Raw genomic sequence first — 22,960 nt, 5'->3', positions numbered from 1 at the left:
CCGCAACCCATGCGCAACCGTGGGTGCATGGCCGGACACGCCAAGAAGCCCGGGAGCGCCACGCACTCCCGGGCTTCGCCGCAGCCAGGTCCTGTCAGGTCCTGACAGGCCTCGTCACCGTCAGCCGAGCCGCTGCTTGAGCGCCTCCAGCTCGTCGCGCAGCGCCGACGGCAGCTTGTCACCGATCTTGGCGAACCACTCCTCGATGAGCGGGATCTCGGCCTTCCATTCCTCGGGGTCGACGCGCAGTGCCGCCTCGACGTCCTCGCGCGACACGTCCAGGCCGTCCAGGTCCAGGTCGTCCGCGCTGGGCACCCAGCCGATCGGGGTCTCGTGCGCCGCGGCCTTGCCTTCGATCCGCTCGATGGCCCACTTCAGCACGCGCGAGTTCTCGCCGAAGCCCGGCCACAGGAACCGGCCGTCCTCGCCCCGGCGGAACCAGTTCACGTAGAAGATGCGCGGCAGCTTGCCCGCGTCGGCCCGCTTGCCGGTGTCCAGCCAGTGCTGGAAGTAGTCACCGACGTGGTAGCCGAGGAACGGCAGCATGGCCATCGGGTCACGCCGCACTTCGCCGACCTTGCCCGCGGCCGCGGCGGTCTTCTCCGACGACAGCGTCGCACCCAGGAACGTGCCGTGCTGCCAGTCGCGCGCCTCGGCGACCAACGGAACCGTGGTCTTGCGGCGGCCGCCGAAGAAGATCGCCGAGATCGGCACCCCCTTCGGGTCGTCCCACTCGGGAGCCAGGATCGGGCACTGCGACATCGGCGTGCAGTACCGCGAGTTCGGGTGCGCGGCCGGCTCGTCGGAATCCGGCGTCCAGTCCTTGCCCTTCCACGACGTGGCGTGCGCGGGCGTGTTCTCCAGGCCTTCCCACCAGACGTCGCCGTCGTCGGTCAGCGCGACGTTGGTGAAGATCGAGTTGCCCTGGTCGATCGTCTCCATCGCGTGCGGGTTGGTCTTGCGGTTGGTGCCGGGCGCCACGCCGAAGAACCCGGCCTCCGGGTTGACCGCGTACAGCCTGCCGTCCTCACCGAACCGCATCCACGCGATGTCGTCGCCCAGGGTCTGCACCCGCCAGCCGGGGATGGTCGGCCGCAGCATGGCCAGGTTGGTCTTGCCGCACGCGCTCGGGAACGCGGCCGCGATGTAGTAGACCTTGTCCTCGGGGCTGATCAGCTTCAGGATCAGCATGTGCTCGGCGAGCCAGCCCTCGTCGCGCGCGATCACCGAGGCGATGCGCAGCGAGTAGCACTTCTTGCCGAGCAGCGCGTTGCCGCCGTAGCCGGAGCCGTAGCTCCAGATCGCCCGCTCCTCCGGGAAGTGCGAGATGTACTTGGTCTCGTTGCACGGCCACGGCACGTCCTTCTGGCCGGGCTCGAGCGGCGCGCCGACCGAGTGCAGTGCCGGCACGAACTCCCGCTCGGTGCCGTCGGGAGCGATGAACTTGTCCAGCGCCGCCTTGCCCATCCTGGTCATGATCCGCATCGAGGCCACCACGTACTCGGAGTCGGTGATCTCGATGCCCAGCTTCGGGTCGTCGGACCCCAGCGGCCCCATGCAGAACGGGATGACGTACATGGTGCGGCCGCGCATCGAGCCGCGGAACAGCTCGGTCAGCGTGGCCTTCATTTCGTCCGGGTGCATCCAGTTGTTGGTGGGGCCGGCGTCCTCCTCGCGCTGGGAGCAGATGAACGTCCGCTCCTCGACGCGAGCGACGTCGTTGGGGTCGGAGGCCGCCCAGTAGGAGTTGGGCTTGGACTTCAGCGGCACGAACGTCCCCGCCTCGACGAGCTTCTGGTTGATGCGTGCCGACTCCTCCTCGGAGCCGTCGACCCATACCACTCGGTCCGGCGTCGTCAGCTCGGCGACCTCCCGCACCCAGGCAAGCACCTTGCTGTGCGTTGTCGGCGCGGCGTCCAGTCCAGGGATGGCTACTGCGGTCATCTCTTCGTATCTCCTGACTCCAACCGGGCGGTCCGCGCGCGGAACAAGCACGGACCCCCCTCGGCGGGCTCGCGGTTTGCCGGTGACCGAAAAACTCAATGCCGCTGACGGCGACGCTGCCGCCAGCGGCTGCGGTGTGGGGTTGCCTCGAGAGTAACCGCGACGCGCGCGCAGGCGAGCGGGCCGACCTGTCGGATCTCTCACAAGAACGATCAGGGAATCGATTCAGTTGGGTCGAAATCCCCTCTTCGGTGGAGGATTTTCGGTGCTGCGCAGGGCCTGTCGTACCCGGCGGAAGCCTCTTGCGATCGATCGCTCGGCCGGTGCGCCCGGCGGGAGAACGTAACGAGGCCCGACACCTCCCCCAACCGTGCCGGGCCTCGTGCTCACCAGGAGCGTCAGTTCATGTTCACCCACAGGCCGGTGTTCGCGTCGATCTTGACCACGCCTTCGGTGAAGCCGCTGGGCCCGCCCGTGTCGGCCGGTGCCCCGCCCGGCGTGCCGTCCACGCCGTCGACCTTCGTCCACTGGCCGCCGCCCTGGTGCTCCAGCGCCTGCGTGCTGCCGTCCTGGCCGACGATCACCACGTAGTCGGCTTCGCCGTCGTTGTCCACGTCGGTGAAGTAGTAGGTGTTGCCCGCCTGGTCCTCGCTCACCGCGGTGTCGTTGACGCCGTCGGAGTTGGTGTCGATCGTCGGCGTGCCGACCTCGACTTCTTGCCCGTCGGGCAGCTCGGCCTTCAAGACGCCGCCGCCCACCGTCGACGTCTCGTCGGCGGGCTCCGGGGCGGGCGCGGGCTCGGCACCGTCCGTCGGCTCCGGTGCGGGTCCTGGCAAGCTGGGGTCGACCGCCACCCATTCGCCGGTGGTCTCGTCGAACCGGGCCTCGGCCACCAGCTCACCCGTCGCGCTGACCTCGGCGTACTCGTCCGCCACCCGGTCGCCGTCGGTGTCGACGTAGACGCTCTTGGAACCGTCCGCGTTGTTGACGACCGCAGCGTCCGGGGTCCCGTCATGGTCGAGGTCGATGTTCATCTCGGTGGCGTACTCGGTGCCGTCGACGGTGACCGTCATCTCCTCGTTGCTGGTCACGGTCGGTTCGGTACCGCCAGTCTCATCGACGTACATAGCCCTCAATCCCCTTAGTGCCGGCGCATCCGTCCGCTCGGTGTCAACACCAGATCTGACTCACCGTAGGCCGGTTCGGTTCCCCATCACAACTTGCTCGCCCTGCTTCCCCCCAGCCGGGCACGGACTTTCTCCAGCATCGCCGCCGCCTGAGCCCGTCCGTCACCGGCCAGCGTCAGCTTCTTGCCGACGGCGCCGAGCTTCTTGGACTTCTCCACCGCAGTCATCTTCAGCGCCTCGTCGACCTTGGCCAGCTCGGCCTCGATCGCCTCCACCCGTTTGCTCAGCGCCTCGTCCAGCGCCATGTGCAGCTGGTGTTCCGCCTCGATGATCTGTTCCTGCACCAGCTGATCCATCGTGGAGCGGGCGTCGGCGATGGCGTCGGCCAGCCACGTCTTGACGTGCTGTTTGTTCGCCGCGTGTCTGCGGGTCCGGCCGATCCACCAGCCGGCCCCGAGGCCGATCGCCAGCACCGGCGCGGCCACCAGGCCCGCCGTGGCGAGGGTGACCGCGCCACCCGTGGCCAGGCTCAGCCCCATGCTGCTGGCGCCGATCCCCATGTAGGCGCCCATGCCGATCATCAGCTTGTCCTCGGCCGTGGACGGTTTGCGGTCCGGGGGCCGGATGACCACGTGCGGGCGGCCGGTGCGAGCCACCTGAGCCCGGAACTGCTGCAGCTCCTCCGGTGTGAACAGTTCGGCGAGCACGTTGCCCGCCACCTCGTTCAGCCGCTGCGACAGCAGCGCGGTCAGCCGGGCCGAGACCACCTGCAGCGCCGAGTCGACCTCGGCGGGCAGCTGCTCGAGGCGGTCCGCGTCGGCCCCGTCGATCTGATGCCGGAACCAGGCCTGCACGTCCCGCATCTGCCGGGCGACCTCGTGGTTGAGGTCGACCCGGGCGTGCTGCACCTCGCTGCGCAGCTTCAGCACCCAGCCGCGGGTGGAGGACTTGCGTTCCGCGTTCAGCTCGTCCCGCCTGGCGCGCAGCGCATCGGCTTCGGACTCGCCGGAGGTGAGCGTGCGCCGCTCGGCCTGCAGCTTCGCTTCCTGCTCGTCGAACGCCGTGATCAGCGTGCGCATGGTGTTGGCGCCGGTGAGCAGTTCCGCCTTGCCGATCAGCTGCTCCTGCAGCACTTCCTGCAACGCGATGATCCCGGACTTCTCCCGCAGCATGGCCGCCGCCTGCTCGTTGGGCGCCTTGCCCGCCATCTCGAACAGGCGCGCCGAGACGGGGTGGAACTCCGCGTCGGCGAACCGGGGCGCGTGCTGCCGCAACAGCTCGCGATTGGCGTCCCTGATCTGCTCCCAGCCGCGGAAGGCGTCCACCTTGGACAGCGCGAACAGCACCGTCTCCACGCTGTCACTCGTCTTTGTCAGGAAGTGCAGCTCGCTGGAGGTCAGCGGCGCCGAGGCGTCGACGACGAACAGCAGCGCGGTGGCCGACGACGCCGCCTCCAGGGCGAGCTCACCATGCTGGGAATCCAGGCCGCCGACCCCCGGGGTGTCCACCACGCAGATGCGCTGCAACAACGGGCACGGGCCGGCGACCTCCACGTAGCGCGGTGGGGTCTGGCCCACCGGGAGCTCGTGGGTGGCCGAGGTCCACATGGGCAGCTCGGCGAGCTCGAACGGCACCGGCTGCCGCCCCGGGTAGCACGCCTGCGCCCGCCACTCGTCGGCGTGGTCGAAGATCAGATAGGTCGCGGTCGCCACGTCGGCGTCCACCGGAGACAGGCCCGGCATGGCGAGCAGCGCGTTGATCAGGGAGCTCTTGCCCCGCTTGGTCTCCCCGACGACCACGACGGACGGCTTGGTCTCCTGCTTGCTCCGCACGCCGGCGACCCAGGTGGCGGCTTCCGGGTCGATCTCCCTGAGCTTGCCCAGCAGCGTGTCGGTGGTCTTGCGCAGCGCGTCCGGAAGCGCGTCCTTGACCTTGGCGGCCAGGAAATCCGGGATCGTCATCCGGTCTCTCCCGCTTTCACCGAGTACACCGTGACGATCGGGGCGCGCAGCACCTTGTCGCCGTCGCGGAAGCCGACCAGCTCGGTCTCGGCGATGGTGCCGTCCAGGTCCGGATCAGTGGTCGGGACCGTGCCGCCCGCTTCGTGCACGGCGGGATCGAACTTCTCGCCGTCCGGCCGCAGCGCGGTCACCCCGACGCCGGCCAGGCCCTCCTCCAGCCGTTCCACCACACCGCCGCTGCGCGCCCGGTCCAGCGCGTACAGGCACAGCCTGATGAGCTCGGCTCGCTCCGCTCGGAGGCGGTCGATCTCCGCGTTCTGCGCGGTGTCGGCGGCCGGAGTGCCTTGCTCCGCCGGCGCGGCGTGGGTGGCGTGTTCCGGCGATGTCGCGTGGCCTGCGTGTTCCGGCGATGCCGCGTGGCCTGCGTGTTCCGCCGGTGCGGCGTGGCTGGCGTGTTCCGCCGGTGCCACGTTCGCGGCGCTTTCGGCCGGTGCCGTCTCGGCCGCGTTCGGCACCGGTGTCACCTGGGTGGCATGCTCCGGCACCGCTTGCCCGGCAGGCGCGTCTGAGGCCGCTTGCGCAGCCGCATCGGCGTTGCTGATCACCTGCGCGGCGATCTGCCCGGTCGGGCTGTCGTCTCCGGCTACGTCGTCGTGTTCGACGGTGTCGCGCTTCCTACCGAACCAGGCCATGGCCCCCTCCTCACTTGCCTTCGCGCAGCTGCTGCCAAATCAGGAAGTACGCGCGATGCACCACGTGCGCTACTCGGCTCTGCGCGGGCGTGGCGCCGAACGAGGCGAACGACCGCCACCAGCCCGCCCGTTCCAGGGCACGCTCGGCCAGCGCGGCCCGGTCCGCGTCCGGCATGCCCAGCTGCTGGCGTACGTCCGCGTTGCTGCCGACGCGCAGCACCTCCTCGGTGAGATCGGGCGGCAGGTCCACGGCGCCGCTGGTGATGAGCGTCAGCGCCTCGAGCAGGCGGAGCTGGTGGGCTTCCGGTTTGGCCAGCAGCACCTCGATCGCGTCCCGCACCTTCGCTCGCTCGGTCGGGTCCTCCGCGGCATGCGCGAGCGCGGTGATCGACGCCAGCGCGGCGGCCGCCTTGATGCCGTCGGCGCGCGCGGCGAACACGGTGTTCAGCCGGGCCCGGACCGCGTCCAGCCCGGACGCGTCCAGGATCGTGCGCCGCAGTCCACCTGCGGTGATCGACGGATTCGCCCGGATGGCCCGGACACTGGCCCGGATCCCGTACAGGTCCAGCCGTTCCAGCAGCCGCGCGCGGGTGCTCGCCGAGACGTCGCACTCCCACGACGTGAACATGTCCGCCGACAGCAGCATCGTCTCGAGCACGTCGTCGGGCAGCTCGGCCAGCTCGCGCAGGGCGTCGGCGTCGGTGGAGGTGAACACGCCCGTTTCGGCCGATTCGGCGAGCAGTCCGATCACCGGCAGGACGTCGGCCACCCGGGGCTTGAGCGTGGCGGCCTGCCGCTCGGCCAGGATCGACGCCGCCTTCCACACGTCGCCGTCGGCTCCTGCGACGGACTCGGCCGCGATGGTGTCGGCCTTGTTCAACACCGCGATGGCGTTCACCGGCCCGGCCTCCCTGGATGCGGTCGCCGCGGTGAAGGCGGCCAAAGCCTGCTGGTCGTCGGCGCGCACGCTCTGGGTCACCACGTACAGCACCGCCTCGGCTCCCGCGACGGCGTGCCGGGACACGTCGTCCAGCTCGGTGACGGCGGGCTCGGCATCGTCCTCGTCGTCGCCGGGCCTGCGGTGCTTGCCCGTGGCTCCCAGCAGGTTCTCCGTCCTGCGCACCGACGCGGCATCGAGCGACCCGAGCCCCGGGGTGTCGATGACGGTCATGTCCTGGAGCACGGCGTTGGTCAAGTACGCCTCGATGTGCGAGACCTTCTCGACGTCGATGCCCAGCGTGGACGGGATCATCCCGTCGGAGGAGAACGGCAGGACCTCCTTGCTGCCGTCCCGCATCACCACTTCGATGCGGTCCACCGTGCCGTACTGGAAGCGGGTGACCAGACGGGTGCACTCGCCTACGTCCGTCGGTGCCACCCGGCGCCCGATCAGCGCGTTGACCAGCGTCGACTTGCCCGACTTGATCCGGCCGGCCACGGCGACCTGCAGCGGAGCTCCCAGCCTGCGCAACACCTCGGTGAAGCCGGCGGCAGTGCGCGGCCCGACCTGCGGCTGCAGCCGCCTGCACAGGTTCGCCACCGACGTCGACAGCGGCCCTGCGAGGGTGCCCTGCTCCATCACGTGTGGTGTCCCCCATCCCGTTCGACCGTGGCTGGGCGCCTGCCAGACAGCAGCATGCCATGTGTCCCGGTAACTGATTAACGGGTCGGCCCGACAGCGGTAGGGGGGCGCGCCGCGCGCGAGTGGTGTTAAGTCTGCGTAAAGCGTCTGTGATACCTCTCACGAAGTGCGGCTGTACCGCCTCTGACCAGGTCAAATGGACTTACGGGCGTGACATGAGCCCGCTGGAGGTGTCCCGATTGCCGCCTGCTGAGACAGACAGCAAAGAATTTTCCGACCCACGACTGCACGTGGAGCCGACCGCGGCACTGCAATGGCTTCAGGCAGTCGAAGTACCGAGCAGTGCGGCCAGTGCGACGACCCCAGCGGGAATCCGCCGCGCCTTCTTGCACCGCGCCCCGCAGACCGAGGTGCTCGCGCTGTACCGGCAGGCGTGCCGGGCGGCCGGGGATGCCGCAAGCAGCGTGCCCGCGCCGTGGTGGCTGCGCGCGCTGCACCGCGGGGCGATCGATTCCCGGGTGACCGCGTTCCGCATCGAGGACCGGGTGGCGCAGCTGCTGCAGCCCCGCACCGGCTGGGAGTTCGTGCCGTGGGCGGCCGACGGGGAATCCGGGTACTGGGAGTTCGTGCCGTCCGAGCACGGCCCGTCCGGCTACCGGGTGCCCACCACGTTGCTGCTGACCGACCGGCACGACGGCTGGATCGACGTGCTGCCTGCGCACAGCGGCCCCACCCCGGAACCGATCGCCATCGAGGGCCTTGCCGGGCTGCGCGCCCAGCTGGGCAACATCGAAGCTTTGCGCTGAGCACCCCTCGGGTTGTCCTCGCACCGAGGGTCAGCGCACCGTCCTCCCAGGGGATCACCGCAGCAGCGTCCGGCGCGAGCCCCCCCGGAAGGCGGATCCCCTTTCCCTCGCGTCCGCACCCGCCGTACGGTCGGGCCGGGCGGCATCGCCGTGCCAGCCGCCGACGGTGCCGGCAAGCCCTGGTCAGCGCCGCGGCGGGCGCGCTCAGTAGGGTCGATTCCCGTGCGTAGTGAGCAGCAACCCCGCATGCGCAGCGTGGTCAGCTATGTGCGGCGCGGCGGCCGGATGACGGTCGGCCAGCAACGGGCATGGGACGAACGGTGGCCGTTCTACGGCCGCTCGGTGCACGATCTGCCGGAGGGCCCGCTCGATTTCGCCGCCTGGTTCGGCCGCGAGGCCCCGGTGATGCTGGAGATCGGCTCCGGCATGGGGGAGACCACCGCGCAGCTGGCGCATGCCGCGCCGGAGCTGAACTACGTCGCCGTCGAGGTCTACGAGGCGGGCCTCGGTCAGCTGATGCTGCGCGCGGACCGGCTGGCGCTGACCAACCTCCGGTTGATCCACGGTGACGCGGTCGAACTGCTGAAGCACCACATTGCGCCCGGCTCGCTGCACGGCGTGCGCATCTTCTACCCGGACCCGTGGCCGAAGAAGCGGCACCACAAGCGGCGGCTGATCCAACCGCCGTTCGTGCGCCTGGTGGCCGAACGGCTCGTGCCGGGCGGCACGCTGCACCTGGCCACCGACTGGGAGAACTACGCGGAGCAGATGCTCGAGGTCTGCTCGAACGAGCCGCTGCTGCGCAACCGATATCCCGGCGAGGGGTGGGCGCCGCGGCCGGAGTGGCGGCCGGTGACCAAGTTCGAAGCCCGGGCGGAGCGGGAAGGCCGGGTGTCCCGCGACCTCATCTTCGAGCGGGTCGCCGAGGCGTCCGATGACGACGGGCCGGCCGGCGGGGAGCGGGCCGGAACCGAAGGGGGCGGCCTACCTGCCGGTGATGGCGGTGCCGCCGCCGACGTGCGCGCCGAGGCGTCGAACTGACGCCAGGCGGGTGCCCGCATCCTTCGTTCGTCCCCGGTGGATGCCCGGGCGATGCGGCGAACCGATCGACCACTGCCGCCGATCGGTCCCGGTGACGAGCGACGGCCCACACCTGGCGGGCTCGGGAATCCGGCTCGCTCGGCGGGCGGCCTAGGATCGCGGTCATGGTTGCTCGTCGTCTCACCGCGCCCGTGCTGCTGCCCTGTGACCCGGAGTGCAGCGTCGTGCGGGATGCCGCCGTCGACATCACCGCGGACGGCCGGATCGGCTACTGCGGCCCTGCTGCCGATGCGCCCGCGCTCGACCCCGGTGTGCCGGTCAGCAGGCTCAGCGGGATCCTGCTGCCCGGGCTGATCAACACGCATGCGCACAGCCCGATGACCGTGCTCCGCGGCATGGGCGGCGACCTGCCGCTGCTGCGCTGGCTGCACGAGGTGATCTTCCCGGCCGAAGCCAGGATGCGGCCGGAGGACGTGCGGGCAGGCATGGTGCTCGGCTCGGTGGAGATGCTCCGGTACGGCGTGACGACCAGCGCCGAGATGTACTTCCACGCCGAACAGATCGCCGAGGCCGTGCTGGCCACCGGGGCCCGCGTGGTGCTCGGGGTGTCGATCATCGACCTGCCGGGCCTACCGTGGCGGCCGGTGGTGGACGAGGTCGGCAAGTGGATCGACAGCGACGGGCTGCGGTTCGGCCCGCACGACCGCGTCGAGCTCAGCTACGGCGCCCACTCGGCCTACCTGCTGCCGGAGGAGGCGCTGCGGTTGGTCACCGAGTCGGCGCGGCAGCGCGACGCCCTGGTGCAGATCCACGTGGCCGAAGCCCGCAACGAGGACACCGAGCAGCGGGCCGAGCACGGCTCGGTGCCGCGCCTGCTGGACAAGCTGGGCATGCTCGACGGCCGGGTGCTGGCCGCGCACTGCGTCCATCTGGACGACGACGACATCGCGTTGTTCGCCGAGCGGGGGACCGGCGTGGCGCACTGCCCCGGGTCGAACGCCAAGCTCGCCTCCGGCATCGCCCGGCTGGCCGACCTGCGGAGAGCGGGCGTCCGGGTGGGGCTGGGCACCGACGGGCCGGCGTCCAACGACGACCTCGACCTGTGGCACGAGATGCAGCTGGCCGCGTTCCTGTCCCGGCTGGCCACCGAGGACTCCACCGCCCTGCCCGCGGATGCCGCGCTGCTGCTGGCCACCAGGGGCGGTGCCGCCGCGCTCGGCCGGGACGACATCGGCGCGATCGCAACCGGCCGGTGGGCCGACCTGGTGCACATCGACCCGGACGACCCGGCGTTCGCGGCAGGCATCGACGTGCCGGATGAGCAGCTGCTGGCCAACCTGGTCTGGGCGGCGGGCTCGCGGCGGGTCAGCGACGTCTGGGTGGCCGGTGAGCTGGTGGTCGCGGAAGGGGAGCCGACCCGCGTCGACCGTCAACAGGCGCAGGCCGACGTCGCAGCGGCCACGGCACGGGTCCGGGTCTGACCGGGCGCAACAGACTCCTACACGCATTCGACCGGTCCGCCGGATCACCGTGCGGACGGGAAATGTCCCTGCGGGTCGACTGTGTGCTCCTGCGCTCGTCACCGCTTCGTCGTGATCGTTCGCCGGTGCCCTTCGCGACGCACCATCGCACCCATGATCGATCCACATGCGAGACGGAAGTACGTGGCAGCAGGACTGATGGCGATCATGCTCGGCGGTGCGGGAGCGGGCGTCGCGTACGCCGCCGACTGCCCCGGCGCGTCGGCGGCCGGCCACCGGGTGGCGGTCTCCGTCCATGACGACGGACGTCATCCGGAGGTCCTGGACGGTCGTCACCCGGGATCGAGCCCGGACCGGCACCGCGATTCGGTGGACGGGCGGCACTTCGAGCCGGCCGAACGGACCAGGCACGCCCTCGCCGTCAGGGTGCCCGGCGACGCTCCCCTGCAATGGCGACTCCCGCGCTTCATCGACCTGACCTGGCTGGCGCAGGTGTTCGAGAACTTGCGCGCCACGGGCCACACCGCCGCCATGGCCGTCCGGATCCCCGCACCGGCCAGGTCGCTCCGATCGGACACCGCGGAGGAGCGCCAGGCACCGCCCAGCCAGGACCTCCGGCCGTCGGACGCGCCGCTGCCCGAGGAGCAGGCCGTCGTGGACCTGGTGAACAAGGAACGGGCAGCCGCGGGCTGCCAGCCGCTGACCGTCGACGACCGGCTCGCGCGCGCCGCCCGCAAGCACAGCGCGGACATGGTCGCACGCGGCTACTTCGACCACACCACCCCGGAGGGTGCCTCGTTCGTCGACCGGGCCAGGGCCGAGGGGTACCCCAACCCGGGCGCGGAGAACATCGCCAAGGACCACCGCAGCGCGCAGAGCGTGGTGCGCGGCTGGATGGCATCCGACAGGCACCGGGCGAACATCCTCAACTGCGATCTGCGCACCATCGGTGTGGGATTGAGCAAAGACGGCTGGGTGTGGACGCAGGTGTTCGGCTACTGACCTAGGATCGGCAGCGTGGAGATTCTGTTCACCTCGCTGCTGATCCTGGCCATCGTGGCCGTCACGTGGTTCGCCGGCTACGTCGTGTACCGGCTGTACCAGGACTGAAGCCGGCACCGATGTCCGACGGCAACGAAGCGATCCAAGCCGCCGCGGAGCGCGCCAAGCTGACCCGGTGGCGGAACATCCCGCAGCTGGACGGCCTGCCCATCGACGGGGACACGGCCAACCTGCGCGAGGGGCCGCCACTGCACGAGGCGTGCCAGCCGCTGCTGCCGTTGGTCGGTGTCTGGCGGGGTGAGGGCCAGGTCGACTACCCGACCATGGACGGCCCTCGCTCGTTCGCCCAGCAGATCGTCATCGCGCACGACGGCAGGCCGTTCCTCTTCCACGAGGCACGGTCCTGGCTGCTCGACGCGGACGGCAACGTGGTGCACACGGCCGCCAGGGAGACCGGCTGGTGGCGGCCGCAGCCGGACGGCTCGTTCGAGCTGCTGCTGGCGCACAGCACCGGCATTCTCGAAGTCTTCTACGGCAAGCCCCGCACCCAGACGTCGTGGGAAATGGGCACGGACGCGGTGATGCGCACCGTGTCCGCCAAGCAGGTCACCGGGGCCAAGCGGCTGTACGGGATCATCGGCGACGGCGACCTCGGTTACGTCGAGGAGCGGGCCATGGCCGGCCAGCCGCTCCAGCCGCACACCTCCGCGCGCCTCGAGCGGATCGTCGGCTAGGCGTACTGCGCTTCGTACAGCTCGGTCAGCTCGCGGTGCAGCGCGGTCGCATCCGGCAGCCGCTGCCCGTCGATCGTGTGCACGCGGGTGATCAGCCGCACCGAGGAGGTCAGGAACACCGCGTCGGCGGCGAGCAGGTCGGCCACCCGCAGCTGCTCCACCTTCGTGCCCCAGCCGGCGCGCTCGGCGGCCCGGAACACCGCTGCTTGCGTCGTCCCCGGCAGGATGCCCAGCGCGGCAGGCGGGGTGTACAGGGTGCGGTCCTTCACTGCGACCACCGACGAGGTCGGCCCTTCCAGAACGCGCTCACCGGAAACGAACACGGCGTCGTCCGCACCACGGCGCTCCGCCTCGCGCACCGCGGCCATGTTGACCGCGTACGACAGCGTCTTGGCGCCGAGCAACAGCCACGGGGCGGTGTCCACCAGCGACGGGTCCAGCCCGCGCTCCAAGGTCACCACGGCAACGCCTTCCTGCCGTTGCCGCACGATCTTCTCCTCCACCGGTGAACCGAGCCCGAAACCGGTGGGCACCCCGTTCACCCCGCGGGTGTAGACGAGCTTCAGCGCCATCTCCCGCCCGCCGTGGTAGCCGTCGATCACCGCCTGGCTGAGCCGCTCCCACGCGGCCAGGTCCGGCTCCGGCAGGTCCAGCATCGCCGCAGAGCGGGCCAGCCGCTGCAGGTGCGGGCCGAGCTCCCTGGCCTTGCCGTCGACCACGAGGATGGTCTCGAACACCCCGTCGCCGCGCTGGACGACTTGGTCGTCCACCCTGATCTGCGCGGTGTCCGGGTCGGCGGTGCGTCCATCGAGGAATACCAGCGAGCGCATAATCGTCAGGGTAGAGGCATCGGCACGAGGAGGCCCGTGAACTCACCGAACCTGACCCGCCCGCGGGCCGTCGAGCCGCCGGACGACCATCCCGAGGCCGGCGTCCCGTGGCACTTCGGCGACCCGTTCGCCGAACAGCGCGCGGCCGCCAGGAGCGCGGCCGTGGTGGACCGGTCGCACCGGCAGGTGCTGGCCGTCCGGGGCGACGACCGGCTGTCCTGGCTGCACCTGGTGATTTCCCAGCACGTCAGCGAGCTGCCGATGGGCAGCGGCACCGAGGCTCTGGTGCTCGATGCGCACGGCCGCATCGAGGCGCACATGACGCTGGCCTACCCGGAACCGGACGGCGACGAGGAGCCGGCCGTGTGGCTGGACGCCGACCCCGGCGTACAGGTGACCAACGCGCTGCCCAAAGGCGGCAAACAGCCGTTGCTGGAGTACCTGGACGCCATGCGGTTCTGGTCGAAGGTCACGATCACCGACGCGACCGCCGAGCGTGCCGTATTGAGCGTCCTCGGGCCGGACGCCCGTGACGTGCTCGCCAAGACCGGGCTCCCCACCGGCACGGCGGACGCCCAGGACTATGCCTCGGCCGCCGCTCGTGGTGTCGTGGTCCGGCGAATGCCGTGGCCCGGGCGCGGCTCGTACGACCTCCTGGTGCCGCGCGACGAGCTCGTCGAGTGGTTCGACCGGCTGGTGGAAGCGGGCGCCCGGCCCGCGGGCAGCTGGGCCTTCGACGCACTGCGGGTGGAGGCGCTGCGCCCACGGCTGGGCGTGGACACCGACGAGCGTGCCATCCCGCACGAGGTGAATTGGATCGGCACCGCGGCCCACGTGGCCAAGGGCTGCTACCGCGGGCAGGAGACCGTGGCCAAGGTGCACAACGTGGGCAGGCCGCCCCGCCGGATGGTGCTGCTGCACCTGGACGGGTCGATCGACGTGCTGCCGGAGACCGGTGACCCGGTGGTGCTCGACGGGCGCACCGTGGGACGGGTCGGCACGGTGATCCAGCACCACGAGCTCGGCCCGATCGCGCTGGCGCTCGTCAAGCGCTCGGTGCCGACCGACGCCGAGCTGCTCACCGGGGTGGACGACCGGGTGGTGCAGGCCGCCATCGACCCGGACTCCGAACCGGGGGAGCACGTCGGCCCCGGTCGTCGGACACTCGAACGGTTCAAAATCCGCTGAGGCTGCGGCCATCCGCGTGACAGCACCCCACCCGCCTTGGCAGTGCACGGACGGCTGGAGCAAGATGACGCCGTGATCGAAGTGCGTATCGGTGGCAGGCGGCGCATCGACCGGGTGCTCGGGCCAGGGTTCGCCACCGACCTGGACCGGCTGCCGCTGGCCGACCTGCGGCGGCGCAGGGACGAAGCGGCGCAGGAGGAGACCGATCTGTCCTACCTGCGGCGCTTGCTGCACGCACGGATCGACATCGTCAAGGCCGAGCAGCGTCGGCGTCGCACCGGTGACCAGACCAACCTGATCGACCAGCTGCGCACCATCCTGGCCGACGAGTCGGTCGGCCAGCGCGGCCGGTACCAGCCGCTGGAGCCGTCCAGGGTCACCGAGCGCAGCAGGCGGCAGATCGATGCCCTGCTGGCCGATGCCGGCCTGACCGACGTCGGCGCGTTGTCCGACGAGGAGCTGGACGACAGCCTGCGCCGGTACACCGAGCAGGAGGCCACGGTCTCGCAGTTCCGCCGCGAGGTGCAGAAGGTCGTGGACACCATCAACGCCGAGATCGCGTCCCGCTACGCGCGGGGCACCGCGTCGGTGGACGACCTGCTGGCCGAACAGCGCGAGCGCGAGTGAGCTTCCGGCCGCGGCGGACGCGGCCGATCAGTTGCACCGCTCCCGCGCGGCCAGCTCACCCCAGAAGTCCTGCAGCTCGGCGAACAGATCGGTTAGCTTCTCCACGTCACCGTCTCGCAGCGCCGCCAGCACGGCATGCACCTTCTCCGCGGTCGTGTCCGTGGAAAGCTTCTCGTCCGGAATCAGCTGCACCAGCCCGCCGTAGTCCAGCTCCACCGCGGAGTTCGGGTGGAAGTTCGCCAGCCAGCGGTCGGTGTCGACGAGCACGCGCGTGGGTCCCTCGTCGCCGAGCACCGTCTCGGCCAGCTCGCGCGCCTGGGCCACCCGCCGGCGGGCGTCGGCCATGGCCACCCGCCAGGACACCTCCCGGTTGGGGTCGTGCTGTCCGGTGCCGAGCACCAGCCGCCGCTGGGCCGGGTCGACCATGGTGAACCAGGGCAGCGGAACGCTCCACGTCGACGAGACCACGTGCAGGGCGGTGTGGTCGGCTTGGCGCAGGACGGACGTCGCCCGGGCGCGGGCCGTCTCGATGGTGGCGCCGCTGGCGTCCAGGACGTGCGCGCGCACCACCGGGTGCGACTCGTTGAGGAAGGCCATCAGCGCGGCGGCCGACCGCACGCGCAGCTCCAGCGGGCACACCAGCGGGCCGGGACCGACGGTGACCCCGCGGCCGGAGGGCACCTCGTCCGGCGAGAGCACCAGAACGTCCGCCATGTCGTTGCCCGAAGCGCCGCGGTCGGTGGGCTCGACGGGCAGCAAGCGCGGCGGCGTGACCCGCTGTGAGGTGAACCACAGTGTGCGTTCGCGCTCGCCCGCCGAGGTCTTCGTCAGCTGGGCAGCACGTACCGCCGCATGCAAGTGCGGGTCGGCCGGGTCGCCGAAGGCCTCGAGGGGCTCATAGACTCGCAGGTACGCGGCATGAGGGCGGAGCACGTGTTCATCGTGTCATGGACCGCCCGCCAGGCCGCGACGCCCGGCGCCGCGGCGGCCATTTCGTCACATGTGACGATTTACCCGCCGAGCCGCGTCGCGAGCGACGGGCAGGACACGGTACGGTGTGTAGAGGAAAATGTTGAGACGATGCGGGGCCGCCGACTCCCCCGGCCGCCCCGCCCCTGTGTGAGGGGGTCGAGCCATGGGGCGCGGCCGTGCCAAGGCCAAGCAGACGAAGGTGGCCCGGAAGCTCAAGTACAGCACTCCCCCCACGGACCTGGAGGCCCTCAAGCGGGAGCTTTCCGGGAAGGCGTCCAAGGAATCCGACAGCGGTCGTGAGTCGGAGTACGACTATGACTACGACTACGACTACGAGGACGAGTACCGCCGCTGACGGGTAGTGGTAGCACCGCGCGTCATCCGTACCGGGCGTCCCGCGCAGCCGGGCAGCCGGTAGCGGGATGGCGCCCTTCGGCGCACCCGAAGGGCGACAGCGGCGGGGCACCCCACCACGGACGTCGCCCGTGGGATGCATCGGGGCCATCGGATGTGCCGTCGTGTGCTCGCGGAGCGCACGACGGCACATCCCTCGTCACCGTCGTCCAGTGAATTCGGACCGTATGGGCTGCGCGCGTCAGTAGCGCGGATGAGCGCCGCGCAGTTCGGCGCGCGGGTCGTCCGGGTCCTCGGCACGCTGCACCTGGCCGAGAATCCACGCGGGCACGTGCCTCGCGGTCAGCACAGCCAGTGCACGCTCGGCGTCGTCCGGTGCGACGACCGCGACCATGCCCACCCCCATGTTGAAGGTCCGCTCCATCTCGGCGGTGTCGACCTTGCCGCGCTGGGCGATCATCTTGAAGATCGGCTGCGGTGTCCAGGTCGCCCGCTCCAGCACCGCGGTGAGGCCGCGCGGCATGACCCGTTCCAGGTTGGCCGCCAGCCCACCCCCGGTGACGTGGGCGAACGTGCGGATCTCCGTCTCGGCTACCAGGGCAAGGCAGTGCTTGGCGTAGATCATGGTCGGCTCGAGCAGCTCTTCCCCGAGCGTCCGACCGAACTCCTCCACGTAGCCGGTCAGCGGCAGGCGGGCGTCGTCCAGCAGCACCTTGCGGGCGAGTGAATAGCCGTTGGAGTGCAGGCCGCTGGAGCCCATGCCGATCACCACGTCACCGGGGCGGACCCGCTCCGGGCCGAGGATGTCCGCGGCTTCCACCACGCCGACACCGGTCGCGGACAGGTCGTAGGCATGCGGCTCCATCAGGCCGGGGTGCTCGGCCGTCTCGCCGCCGAGCAGCGCCGCACCGGCCTGCTTGCACCCGTCGGCGATGCCTTTCACCAGGGCCGCGACCTTCTCCGGCACCACTTTGCCGATCGCGATGTAGTCCTGCAGGAACAGCGGCTCGGCCCCGCACACCACCAGGTCGTCCACCACCATCGCGACCAGGTCGACGCCGACCGTGTCGTGGACGTCCATGGCCTGGGCGATCGCGATCTTGGTGCCCACCCCGTCGGTGGAGGACGCCAGCACCGGCTCGGTCCACCGGTCCAGCTTCAGCTGGAACAGGCCGGCGAACCCGCCGAGCCCGCCGAGTACCTCGGGCCTGGTCGCCCGCTGCGCGTAGGGCTTGATGCGTTCGACGGCTTCTTCCCCCGCGGCGATGTCGACACCTGCGGCTGCGTACGTGGATCGTGATGCGTCGGTCGGTGTGCTCACCGATGGCCTTCCGTCATGGGACTTCATCTGGCGGTCTCAGGGACGCTGGAGGGCGTCCTCGGCACCGTACCCGCTCGACACCGCCGAAGACGAGGCGCCGTCCGGTCCACGCACGCCCTTCTCGATGTCCTCGAGCAGATGCTTGCCGATCTTCGCCTCGTCCGGCAGCGGGATCGGGTAGTCGCCGTCGAAGCACGCGGCGCACAGCCTGCTGCGCGGCTGCTCGCTGGCGGCCACCAGGCCTTCCAGCGAGACGTAGCCGAGCGAGTCGGCTCCGATGGACCGCCGGATGCCTTCCAGGTCCGTGCCGTTGGCGATCAGTTCGGCACGGGAGGCGAAGTCGATGCCGTAGAAGCACGGCCAGCGTACCGGCGGCGCGGCGATCCGCACGTGCACCTCGATCGCGCCCGCCTCGCGCAGCATGCGCACCAGGGCGCGCTGCGTGTTGCCGCGCACGATGGAGTCGTCCACCACCACCAGGCGCTTGCCGCGGATGACGTCCCGCAGCGGGTTGAGCTTGAGCCGGATGCCCAGCTGCCGGATGGTCTGCGACGGCTGGATGAACGTGCGGCCGACGTAGCCGTTCTTCACCAGCCCCTGCCCGTACGGGATGCCGCTGGCCTGCGCGTAGCCGATGGCGGCGGGGGTGCCGGACTCCGGCACCGGGATGACCAGGTCGGCGTCGGCGGGTGCTTCTTTGGCCAGTCGCCTGCCGATCTCCACCCGGGCGGCGTGCACGCTGCGGCCTGCGATGGTGGTGTCCGGCCTGGCCAGGTAGACGTACTCGAACAAGCAGCCCTTCGGGTTCGGGTTGGCGAAGCGGTTGGAGCGGAGCCCGTCGGAATCGATGGCCAGCAGCTCGCCCGGTTCCACCTCGCGCACGAACGAGGCGCCGACGATGTCCAGTGCCGCGGTTTCCGAGGCGACCACCCAGCCGCGCTCCAGGCGGCCGAGCACCAGCGGCCGGATACCGTACGGGTCGCGCGCGGCGTAGAGAGTGTTCTCGTCGGCGAACACCAGGCAGAAGGCGCCGCGCACGGTCGGCAGCAGGTCCAGTGCGGCGGCCTCGACACCCTTGTCCGCCGCGGCGCCCGCCAGCAGCGTGGTCAGTAGGTCGGAATCGGTGGTCGCCCGGCTGCCGGACTCGAGGCCCTGCTCGCGCACCCGCTCCGCCAGCTCGGCGGTGTTGACCAGGTTGCCGTTGTGGCCGAGCGCGATGCCGCTGCCCGCGTGCGTGGTCTGGAACGACGGCTGGGCGTTCTCCCACCGGCCGCCACCGGTGGTGGAGTAGCGACAGTGACCGACGGCGATGTGGCCTTCCAGCGAGGACAACACCTTCTCGTCGAAGACCTGGGAGACCAGCCCGAGGTCCTTGAAGACCACGATCTGCGAGCCGTCGCTCACCGCGATGCCCGCGGCTTCCTGGCCGCGATGCTGCAATGCGTAGAGGCCGTAGTAGGCCAGTTTGGCGACTTCTTCACCCCGAGCCCAGACACCGAACACGCCGCATTCCTCCCGCGGCTCGGGCTCAAGATGGTTAGCGTCTGTGCTCGACACCTCTCACAGCTCCTGCGCGAACGGAGGCGACCGGTCCAGGCCAGTGTACGGGCGTTCCGTCCGCGCAGGAGCCGTTCGAGCGGCGTCAGTCGTGCATGTCACGCGCTGGCCGGGACCCACTTGGACGTCCGGTGGTCCACCGGAACCCAGCAACCGCGGACCACGTTCCCCTGGTCGTCGTCCTGGTCACCGGGATCGTCCGGAAGCTCGAGCACATCGGCGAGCACCCGGGTCACCGCGCCGGATGACTGCCACAACACCCGGCGCGGGGCCATCACGTCGTCCTCGTCGGCGGGTATCCGCATGGCGCTGACGTCGTCCTCGGCTTCCAGCCGCACGACGTCGATCACCCCGTCGTGCACCCGGACGCCGACCACCGCGGCCAGCTGACCGGAGGCGTCGGTGGGGTGGACGAAGCGGAAGCCCCGCGCAACGAGCTGTCGTAACTGCGTCGAGTACTCGGGTTCCTCAGCTGACGAGGTCATCGAACTCGCCGTCCTTGGCTCCTTGGACGAACGCAGCGATCTCGGCCGGGGTGTAGATGAGGGCGGGGCCGTCGGGGAAACGAGAGTTCCGCACCGCGATCGCACCCGAGTCGAGCCGCGCCACCTCGACACAGTTGCCCAGTGCGCCGCTACGGCTGCTCTTCCGCCACTGCACGTCGAGCTCGGTGGCCGGCATGCCGTTGTACACCCTCTTCGCCATGATCCCCTACCTTCCCGACTCACGTTCGGAGGTTGCAGATGCACGTGCATCTGGCTGTGCGAGCGCACAGTAACATGATCGACCCGGAGAGCGACAGACGATATGCGGGGGAGTTTCACTACTTTTTGATAAACCTGCCCGGTCGTTCACCGCCGGCGTACCCACAAGCACCAGGCAAAGGCCATCCGCCTGCCGAAAATCCGGCAAATCGGGCTCGATGTCGGTGGGGGCGAGTGGCTCGGACGGCGGGGTGATCGGGACAACGATCAGCGTCTCTGCGGACAGTCGGTGCGGCCGGTAAGCGGGCGGATCGGCCCCACGGCGGGATGTCCGCACGGCAGGTCCGAGTCATTCGGCCGTTCGGGCGGCGGTACGTGGTGCCGGTCGCGGCTGTTTGGCAGTGCCCGGCGCACGCACCACGGATTGCACCGCAACATCCACTTCACCATGGAAGGCGCCTAGACGGGCCGGGATGCGGGTCGGCCGGTGATCGTGGTGCCGGGTTGCCTGCGCAGCTGTTCGGCCGGTTGCCTTCACCAGCTGGTCGGTGGAAGGACCGCGCACCAGGTCATTCGGCGTGGGACCGCAGTGACCCTCACGAGGTCTGTCGAACGGAGCGGTTCGCGCCAGCCATTCGGCGCTGAATCACGGTGATCTGCGGGGTGGGTGTCAGAGGGCGGCGAGTGCCTTCTCGATCATCGCCCTGCTCGCTGCCGGGGTCTCGCAGTCCACGGCGAGGCGGTCGATCGCCCTGCTGTACGGCTCGCGTTCTTCGGGCTTGTCCAGGTACAGCGCGCCGGTGAGGTGCTCGATGTAGACCACGTCCGGCAGTTCCGCCTCGGCGAACCGCAGCATGGTGAACGCGCACTCGGCGGCGTGCCCGCTGCGCTCGTACGGCAGGATCTGCACCGTCACGTGCGGCTGGCTGGTCCACTCCAGCAACACTTCCAGTTGCTTCTTCAGCACCTTCGGCCCGCCGATCGGCCGATGCAGCACCGATTCGTCGAGGAACGCCCACACCTTGGGCGGGTTCGGCCTGGACAGGATGCGCTGCCGCTGCATGCGCAGCGCGATGCGGCGCTCGACCTCCTCGTTGATCCACTCCTTGCGGCCGTGGCAGGCGATGACCCGCGCGTACTCCTCTGTCTGCAGCAAGCCGGGCACGAACTGCATCTCCAGCGTCTGAATCCGGCTCGCCGACTCCTCCAGGCCCACGTAGTCGGTGAACCAGGAGGGCAGCAGGTCGTTGTACCGGTGCCACCAGCCCGGCTTGTTGGCCTCCGCGGCCATCGCCAGCAGCTGCTCGCGGTCCTTCTCGTCGTGCACGCCGTACAGCGTCAGCAGGTCTGCGACGTCGCGCTTCTTGAATCCGACGCGGCCCAGCTCGAGTCTGCTCATCTTCGACTCGGAACCACGAATGGCGTAACCGGCCTGCGCCCTGGTGATGCCGGCGGCCTCGCGAAGGCGGCGTAACTGCGCGCCGAGAACCATCCGACGGACGGTCGGTCCACCACCTTGGGGCGGCTCGGCATCGTCTCCGAGCTGCGGTGGCATTGCCATCCTTTCGTCGCAGCATGCGGTTGACAGACAACTCAGCGTACCGCAGCGGGCATTTCGGTCAAGGGAGCCGACTCGTCACGCAGCGAGCTCGACCGAAGACCCTTCGCGTGACCTGGACCGCTGAACAGTGTGACGGTCGCAGGATGCCGGCCACCGCTCCCACCCCCGTGCCGCCTGCGGGTCGCTGTCCGCCGTGGCCGGGCACTGGCGACGCACCTCCGTCCCGCCGCGATCAGGCAGGGTGGAAGTCGCCCGGCCATCCGGGTCCTGTACGCCGATCGCGCCAGGTGCGACACCCTGGCCGCCTCGAAGGTGGCATCCGGGTCGTGTGCGGGATCACGCAGGGGCAGACAGCCGGAGGCGGTGGTCGGTGGTGGCATCCGGGTCCTGCGCCGGGGATCACGCGTACCGGTGGACAGCTGGCCGGTGATGATGCAGATCCAGCTCCTGCGCGAGGATCACGGGGCGACCCGCGAGCTGGCCGAGGCGGTCGCGGAGGATCCGGCTCTTGCGCGGGGATCACGGGGTTGCTGGCTTGCGGTCGACCTCGATGGCCACGAATCCGGCCCCTGCGTGGGGATCACGGACTTTCCAGCCCCGGCGAACTTTCCAGCCCCGGCGAACGAACACGCGGCTGCCGAACGGATCCAGCACGTCATGGCGAACAGCCTCACGCGGGATCGTTCCGCCCGATGCGCGATCTGGAGCAGCCGAACCGACGGACGGGGAGCTTGGTCAGGCCGGGACTCGGTGCGTCGACTGTGGGCGGACGGTCCGCGACTCAAGCCGCTCACCGGCACCCGACATTGCGTCGCACGTGGTCAGCAGCGGTCCGAAAGAACGCGGTCGCGGCGACCCGCCGCGTCACAGCCGCACCAGCGGCAACCACGCGCTCAGATCCGCGCGGGTACCGGACGCGGTCACTGCACCGCTGGCCACCGCTTCCTGCCACCGGACTCGGCCGAGTGCCAGCTCGAGCCAGGTTCGCGGCGCCATCTCCACCACGTTCGGCGGCGTGCCCCTGCTGTGCCGGGGGCCTTCGATGCACTGCACGGCCGCAAATGGCGGGACGCGCACCTCGACCGACCGCCCCGGCGCGTCCGCGGCCAAGGCACGCAGGCTCAGCCGCACGGCTTCGGCCAGCTGGGCACGGGGCGGCGCGGGCGCGTCCGGGTCGGCGTCCAGCCACTCCACCACGGCCTGCATGGCTTGCCGCAAGCGCACTGGATCCGAAGTCACTGCCATGGCCCCAGCATGCCTGGCCGGCCCGACCGTCAGTCCTTCAGGTGACCTCGAGTCGCCGGATCAGGGCAGCGGATTCATCGTGAAAAGGATTCGTGCAACCGCTGCACCGAGGGGAGGGCCCGTGCTGCTGCCCGTCCGACGCGCCCTTGCCGCTGTGGCAAGTTGCTCGCTGATCGCCACCGCTCTCGCCCCGGCCGCGACGGCTGCTGCCGGTGATGCGGTGTCGTCGGC

The 22,960-nt window shown here is 70.4% G+C and carries 21 protein-coding genes; 8 read left to right on the top strand and 13 right to left on the bottom strand.

What is annotated here, in order from left to right:
* Nucleotides 1-120: 120 nt before the first annotated feature.
* The 5 genes from CXP56_RS04505 to CXP56_RS04485 all read right to left on the bottom strand — a co-directional run bounded on the left by CXP56_RS04505 (nucleotide 121) and on the right by CXP56_RS04485 (nucleotide 7,303).
* The gene (locus CXP56_RS04505) at nucleotides 121-1,944 is read right to left on the bottom strand and encodes a phosphoenolpyruvate carboxykinase (GTP) (protein ID WP_028847050.1); all 1,824 of its coding nucleotides are present in this window, start codon (nucleotides 1,942-1,944) and stop codon (nucleotides 121-123) included.
* Between the two features lie 398 nt (nucleotides 1,945-2,342).
* A complete protein-coding gene (locus CXP56_RS04500) occupies nucleotides 2,343-3,035 on the bottom strand; it encodes a DUF6802 family protein (RefSeq protein WP_245566587.1) in 693 nt (230 codons plus the stop codon).
* A 122-nt stretch (nucleotides 3,036-3,157) separates the two neighbouring features.
* On the bottom strand, nucleotides 3,158-5,032 hold the full coding sequence (locus CXP56_RS04495; protein WP_286899982.1) for a dynamin family protein: 1,875 nt from the start codon (nucleotides 5,030-5,032) through the stop codon (nucleotides 3,158-3,160).
* Complete coding sequence (gene grpE, locus CXP56_RS19135) at nucleotides 5,029-5,556, bottom strand: nucleotide exchange factor GrpE (RefSeq protein ID WP_502694563.1); 528 nt, start codon at nucleotides 5,554-5,556, stop codon at nucleotides 5,029-5,031. The genes CXP56_RS04495 and grpE overlap by 4 nt, the downstream gene beginning before the upstream one ends.
* 178 nt (nucleotides 5,557-5,734) lie before the next feature.
* Entirely contained in the window at nucleotides 5,735-7,303 is a 1,569-nt protein-coding gene (locus tag CXP56_RS04485; protein WP_038044679.1) for a dynamin family protein, read from the bottom strand.
* 218 nt (nucleotides 7,304-7,521) lie between these two features.
* Here CXP56_RS04485 and CXP56_RS04480 point away from each other — a divergent pair, with 218 nt between their 5' ends.
* The 5 genes from CXP56_RS04480 to CXP56_RS04460 all read left to right on the top strand — a co-directional run bounded on the left by CXP56_RS04480 (nucleotide 7,522) and on the right by CXP56_RS04460 (nucleotide 12,370).
* Nucleotides 7,522-8,112, top strand: coding sequence for a hypothetical protein (locus tag CXP56_RS04480; protein WP_286899980.1), 591 nt, complete (start codon nucleotides 7,522-7,524; stop codon nucleotides 8,110-8,112).
* Nucleotides 8,113-8,358: 246 nt separating this feature from the next.
* Nucleotides 8,359-9,153 (top strand): tRNA (guanosine(46)-N7)-methyltransferase TrmB, encoded by a 795-nt coding sequence (trmB, locus tag CXP56_RS04475; protein ID WP_425426118.1) that lies wholly within the window; start codon nucleotides 8,359-8,361, stop codon nucleotides 9,151-9,153.
* 164 nt (nucleotides 9,154-9,317) lie between these two features.
* The gene (locus CXP56_RS04470; RefSeq protein ID WP_038044676.1) at nucleotides 9,318-10,634 is read left to right on the top strand and encodes an amidohydrolase family protein; all 1,317 of its coding nucleotides are present in this window, start codon (nucleotides 9,318-9,320) and stop codon (nucleotides 10,632-10,634) included.
* Nucleotides 10,635-10,787: 153 nt separating this feature from the next.
* Nucleotides 10,788-11,636, top strand: coding sequence for a CAP domain-containing protein (locus CXP56_RS04465; RefSeq protein ID WP_286899974.1), 849 nt, complete (start codon nucleotides 10,788-10,790; stop codon nucleotides 11,634-11,636).
* Between the two features lie 119 nt (nucleotides 11,637-11,755).
* Nucleotides 11,756-12,370 (top strand): heme-binding beta-barrel domain-containing protein, encoded by a 615-nt coding sequence (locus CXP56_RS04460; RefSeq protein WP_028847043.1) that lies wholly within the window; start codon nucleotides 11,756-11,758, stop codon nucleotides 12,368-12,370.
* Here the strand turns inward: CXP56_RS04460 and CXP56_RS04455 are convergent.
* Nucleotides 12,367-13,200 (bottom strand): aminodeoxychorismate lyase, encoded by an 834-nt coding sequence (locus CXP56_RS04455; protein WP_028847089.1) that lies wholly within the window; start codon nucleotides 13,198-13,200, stop codon nucleotides 12,367-12,369. The two genes, CXP56_RS04460 and CXP56_RS04455, sit on opposite strands and share 4 nt — an antisense overlap.
* Nucleotides 13,201-13,236: 36 nt before the next feature.
* Here CXP56_RS04455 and ygfZ point away from each other — a divergent pair, with 36 nt between their 5' ends.
* Entirely contained in the window at nucleotides 13,237-14,388 is a 1,152-nt protein-coding gene (gene ygfZ / locus CXP56_RS04450) for a CAF17-like 4Fe-4S cluster assembly/insertion protein YgfZ (protein ID WP_038044675.1), read from the top strand.
* Between the two features lie 72 nt (nucleotides 14,389-14,460).
* Nucleotides 14,461-15,015: an RsiG family protein gene (locus tag CXP56_RS04445; RefSeq protein WP_028847041.1), complete on the top strand. Its 555-nt coding sequence runs from the start codon at nucleotides 14,461-14,463 to the stop codon at nucleotides 15,013-15,015.
* 27 nt (nucleotides 15,016-15,042) lie between these two features.
* Here CXP56_RS04445 and CXP56_RS04440 read toward each other — a convergent pair whose 3' ends face one another.
* On the bottom strand, nucleotides 15,043-15,948 hold the full coding sequence (locus tag CXP56_RS04440) for a DUF8083 family protein (RefSeq protein WP_286899968.1): 906 nt from the start codon (nucleotides 15,946-15,948) through the stop codon (nucleotides 15,043-15,045).
* A 202-nt stretch (nucleotides 15,949-16,150) separates the two neighbouring features.
* Here CXP56_RS04440 and CXP56_RS04435 point away from each other — a divergent pair, with 202 nt between their 5' ends.
* Complete coding sequence (locus CXP56_RS04435; protein WP_028847039.1) at nucleotides 16,151-16,342, top strand: DUF3073 domain-containing protein; 192 nt, start codon at nucleotides 16,151-16,153, stop codon at nucleotides 16,340-16,342.
* Between the two features lie 240 nt (nucleotides 16,343-16,582).
* Here the strand turns inward: CXP56_RS04435 and purM are convergent, their stop codons facing one another.
* The 6 genes from purM to CXP56_RS04405 form a co-directional block, all read right to left on the bottom strand.
* Nucleotides 16,583-17,662, bottom strand: a complete 1,080-nt coding sequence (gene purM, locus CXP56_RS04430) for a phosphoribosylformylglycinamidine cyclo-ligase (RefSeq protein WP_286899963.1) — start codon at nucleotides 17,660-17,662, stop codon at nucleotides 16,583-16,585.
* A gap of 36 nt (nucleotides 17,663-17,698) precedes the next feature.
* On the bottom strand, nucleotides 17,699-19,165 hold the full coding sequence (gene purF, locus CXP56_RS04425; RefSeq protein ID WP_502694562.1) for an amidophosphoribosyltransferase: 1,467 nt from the start codon (nucleotides 19,163-19,165) through the stop codon (nucleotides 17,699-17,701).
* Between the two features lie 152 nt (nucleotides 19,166-19,317).
* On the bottom strand, nucleotides 19,318-19,704 hold the full coding sequence (locus CXP56_RS04420) for a hypothetical protein (protein ID WP_028847036.1): 387 nt from the start codon (nucleotides 19,702-19,704) through the stop codon (nucleotides 19,318-19,320).
* Entirely contained in the window at nucleotides 19,688-19,924 is a 237-nt protein-coding gene (locus CXP56_RS04415) for a DUF397 domain-containing protein (RefSeq protein WP_028847035.1), read from the bottom strand. Before CXP56_RS04415 ends, CXP56_RS04420 begins: the two co-directional genes overlap by 17 nt.
* A 669-nt stretch (nucleotides 19,925-20,593) precedes the next feature.
* Nucleotides 20,594-21,478, bottom strand: a complete 885-nt coding sequence (locus CXP56_RS04410) for a Sco1979 family transcriptional regulator (RefSeq protein WP_286899957.1) — start codon at nucleotides 21,476-21,478, stop codon at nucleotides 20,594-20,596.
* Between the two features lie 870 nt (nucleotides 21,479-22,348).
* Complete coding sequence (locus CXP56_RS04405; RefSeq protein WP_169725224.1) at nucleotides 22,349-22,729, bottom strand: sterol carrier family protein; 381 nt, start codon at nucleotides 22,727-22,729, stop codon at nucleotides 22,349-22,351.
* Nucleotides 22,730-22,960 lie beyond the last annotated feature (231 nt).

The sequence above is a fragment of the Thermocrispum sp. genome, assembly GCF_002919275.1.
Lineage (GTDB): Bacteria > Actinomycetota > Actinomycetes > Mycobacteriales > Pseudonocardiaceae > Thermocrispum > Thermocrispum agreste.
The sequence above is the reverse complement of the archived record's forward strand: the minus strand, read 5'-3'. Positions and strand labels throughout refer to the sequence as shown.

Excerpts from the sequence above, each read along its gene's own strand:
- CXP56_RS04505 (WP_028847050.1), bottom strand. The coding sequence starts at position 1,944 with ATGACCGCAGTAGCCATCCCTGGACTGGACGCCGCGCCGACAACGCAC.
- CXP56_RS04495 (WP_286899982.1), bottom strand. The coding sequence starts at position 5,032 with ATGACGATCCCGGATTTCCTGGCCGCCAAGGTCAAGGACGCGCTTCCG.
- CXP56_RS04485 (WP_038044679.1), bottom strand. The coding sequence starts at position 7,303 with ATGGAGCAGGGCACCCTCGCAGGGCCGCTGTCGACGTCGGTGGCGAAC.
- CXP56_RS04480 (WP_286899980.1), top strand. The coding sequence starts at position 7,522 with ATGAGCCCGCTGGAGGTGTCCCGATTGCCGCCTGCTGAGACAGACAGC.
- trmB (WP_425426118.1), top strand. The coding sequence starts at position 8,359 with ATGCGCAGCGTGGTCAGCTATGTGCGGCGCGGCGGCCGGATGACGGTC.
- CXP56_RS04470 (WP_038044676.1), top strand. The coding sequence starts at position 9,318 with ATGGTTGCTCGTCGTCTCACCGCGCCCGTGCTGCTGCCCTGTGACCCG.
- CXP56_RS04465 (WP_286899974.1), top strand. The coding sequence starts at position 10,788 with ATGATCGATCCACATGCGAGACGGAAGTACGTGGCAGCAGGACTGATG.
- CXP56_RS04460 (WP_028847043.1), top strand. The coding sequence starts at position 11,756 with ATGTCCGACGGCAACGAAGCGATCCAAGCCGCCGCGGAGCGCGCCAAG.
- CXP56_RS04455 (WP_028847089.1), bottom strand. The coding sequence starts at position 13,200 with ATGCGCTCGCTGGTATTCCTCGATGGACGCACCGCCGACCCGGACACC.
- CXP56_RS04435 (WP_028847039.1), top strand. The coding sequence starts at position 16,151 with ATGGGGCGCGGCCGTGCCAAGGCCAAGCAGACGAAGGTGGCCCGGAAG.
- CXP56_RS04420 (WP_028847036.1), bottom strand. The coding sequence starts at position 19,704 with ATGACCTCGTCAGCTGAGGAACCCGAGTACTCGACGCAGTTACGACAG.
- CXP56_RS04415 (WP_028847035.1), bottom strand. The coding sequence starts at position 19,924 with ATGGCGAAGAGGGTGTACAACGGCATGCCGGCCACCGAGCTCGACGTG.
- CXP56_RS04410 (WP_286899957.1), bottom strand. The coding sequence starts at position 21,478 with ATGCCACCGCAGCTCGGAGACGATGCCGAGCCGCCCCAAGGTGGTGGA.
- CXP56_RS04405 (WP_169725224.1), bottom strand. The coding sequence starts at position 22,729 with ATGGCAGTGACTTCGGATCCAGTGCGCTTGCGGCAAGCCATGCAGGCC.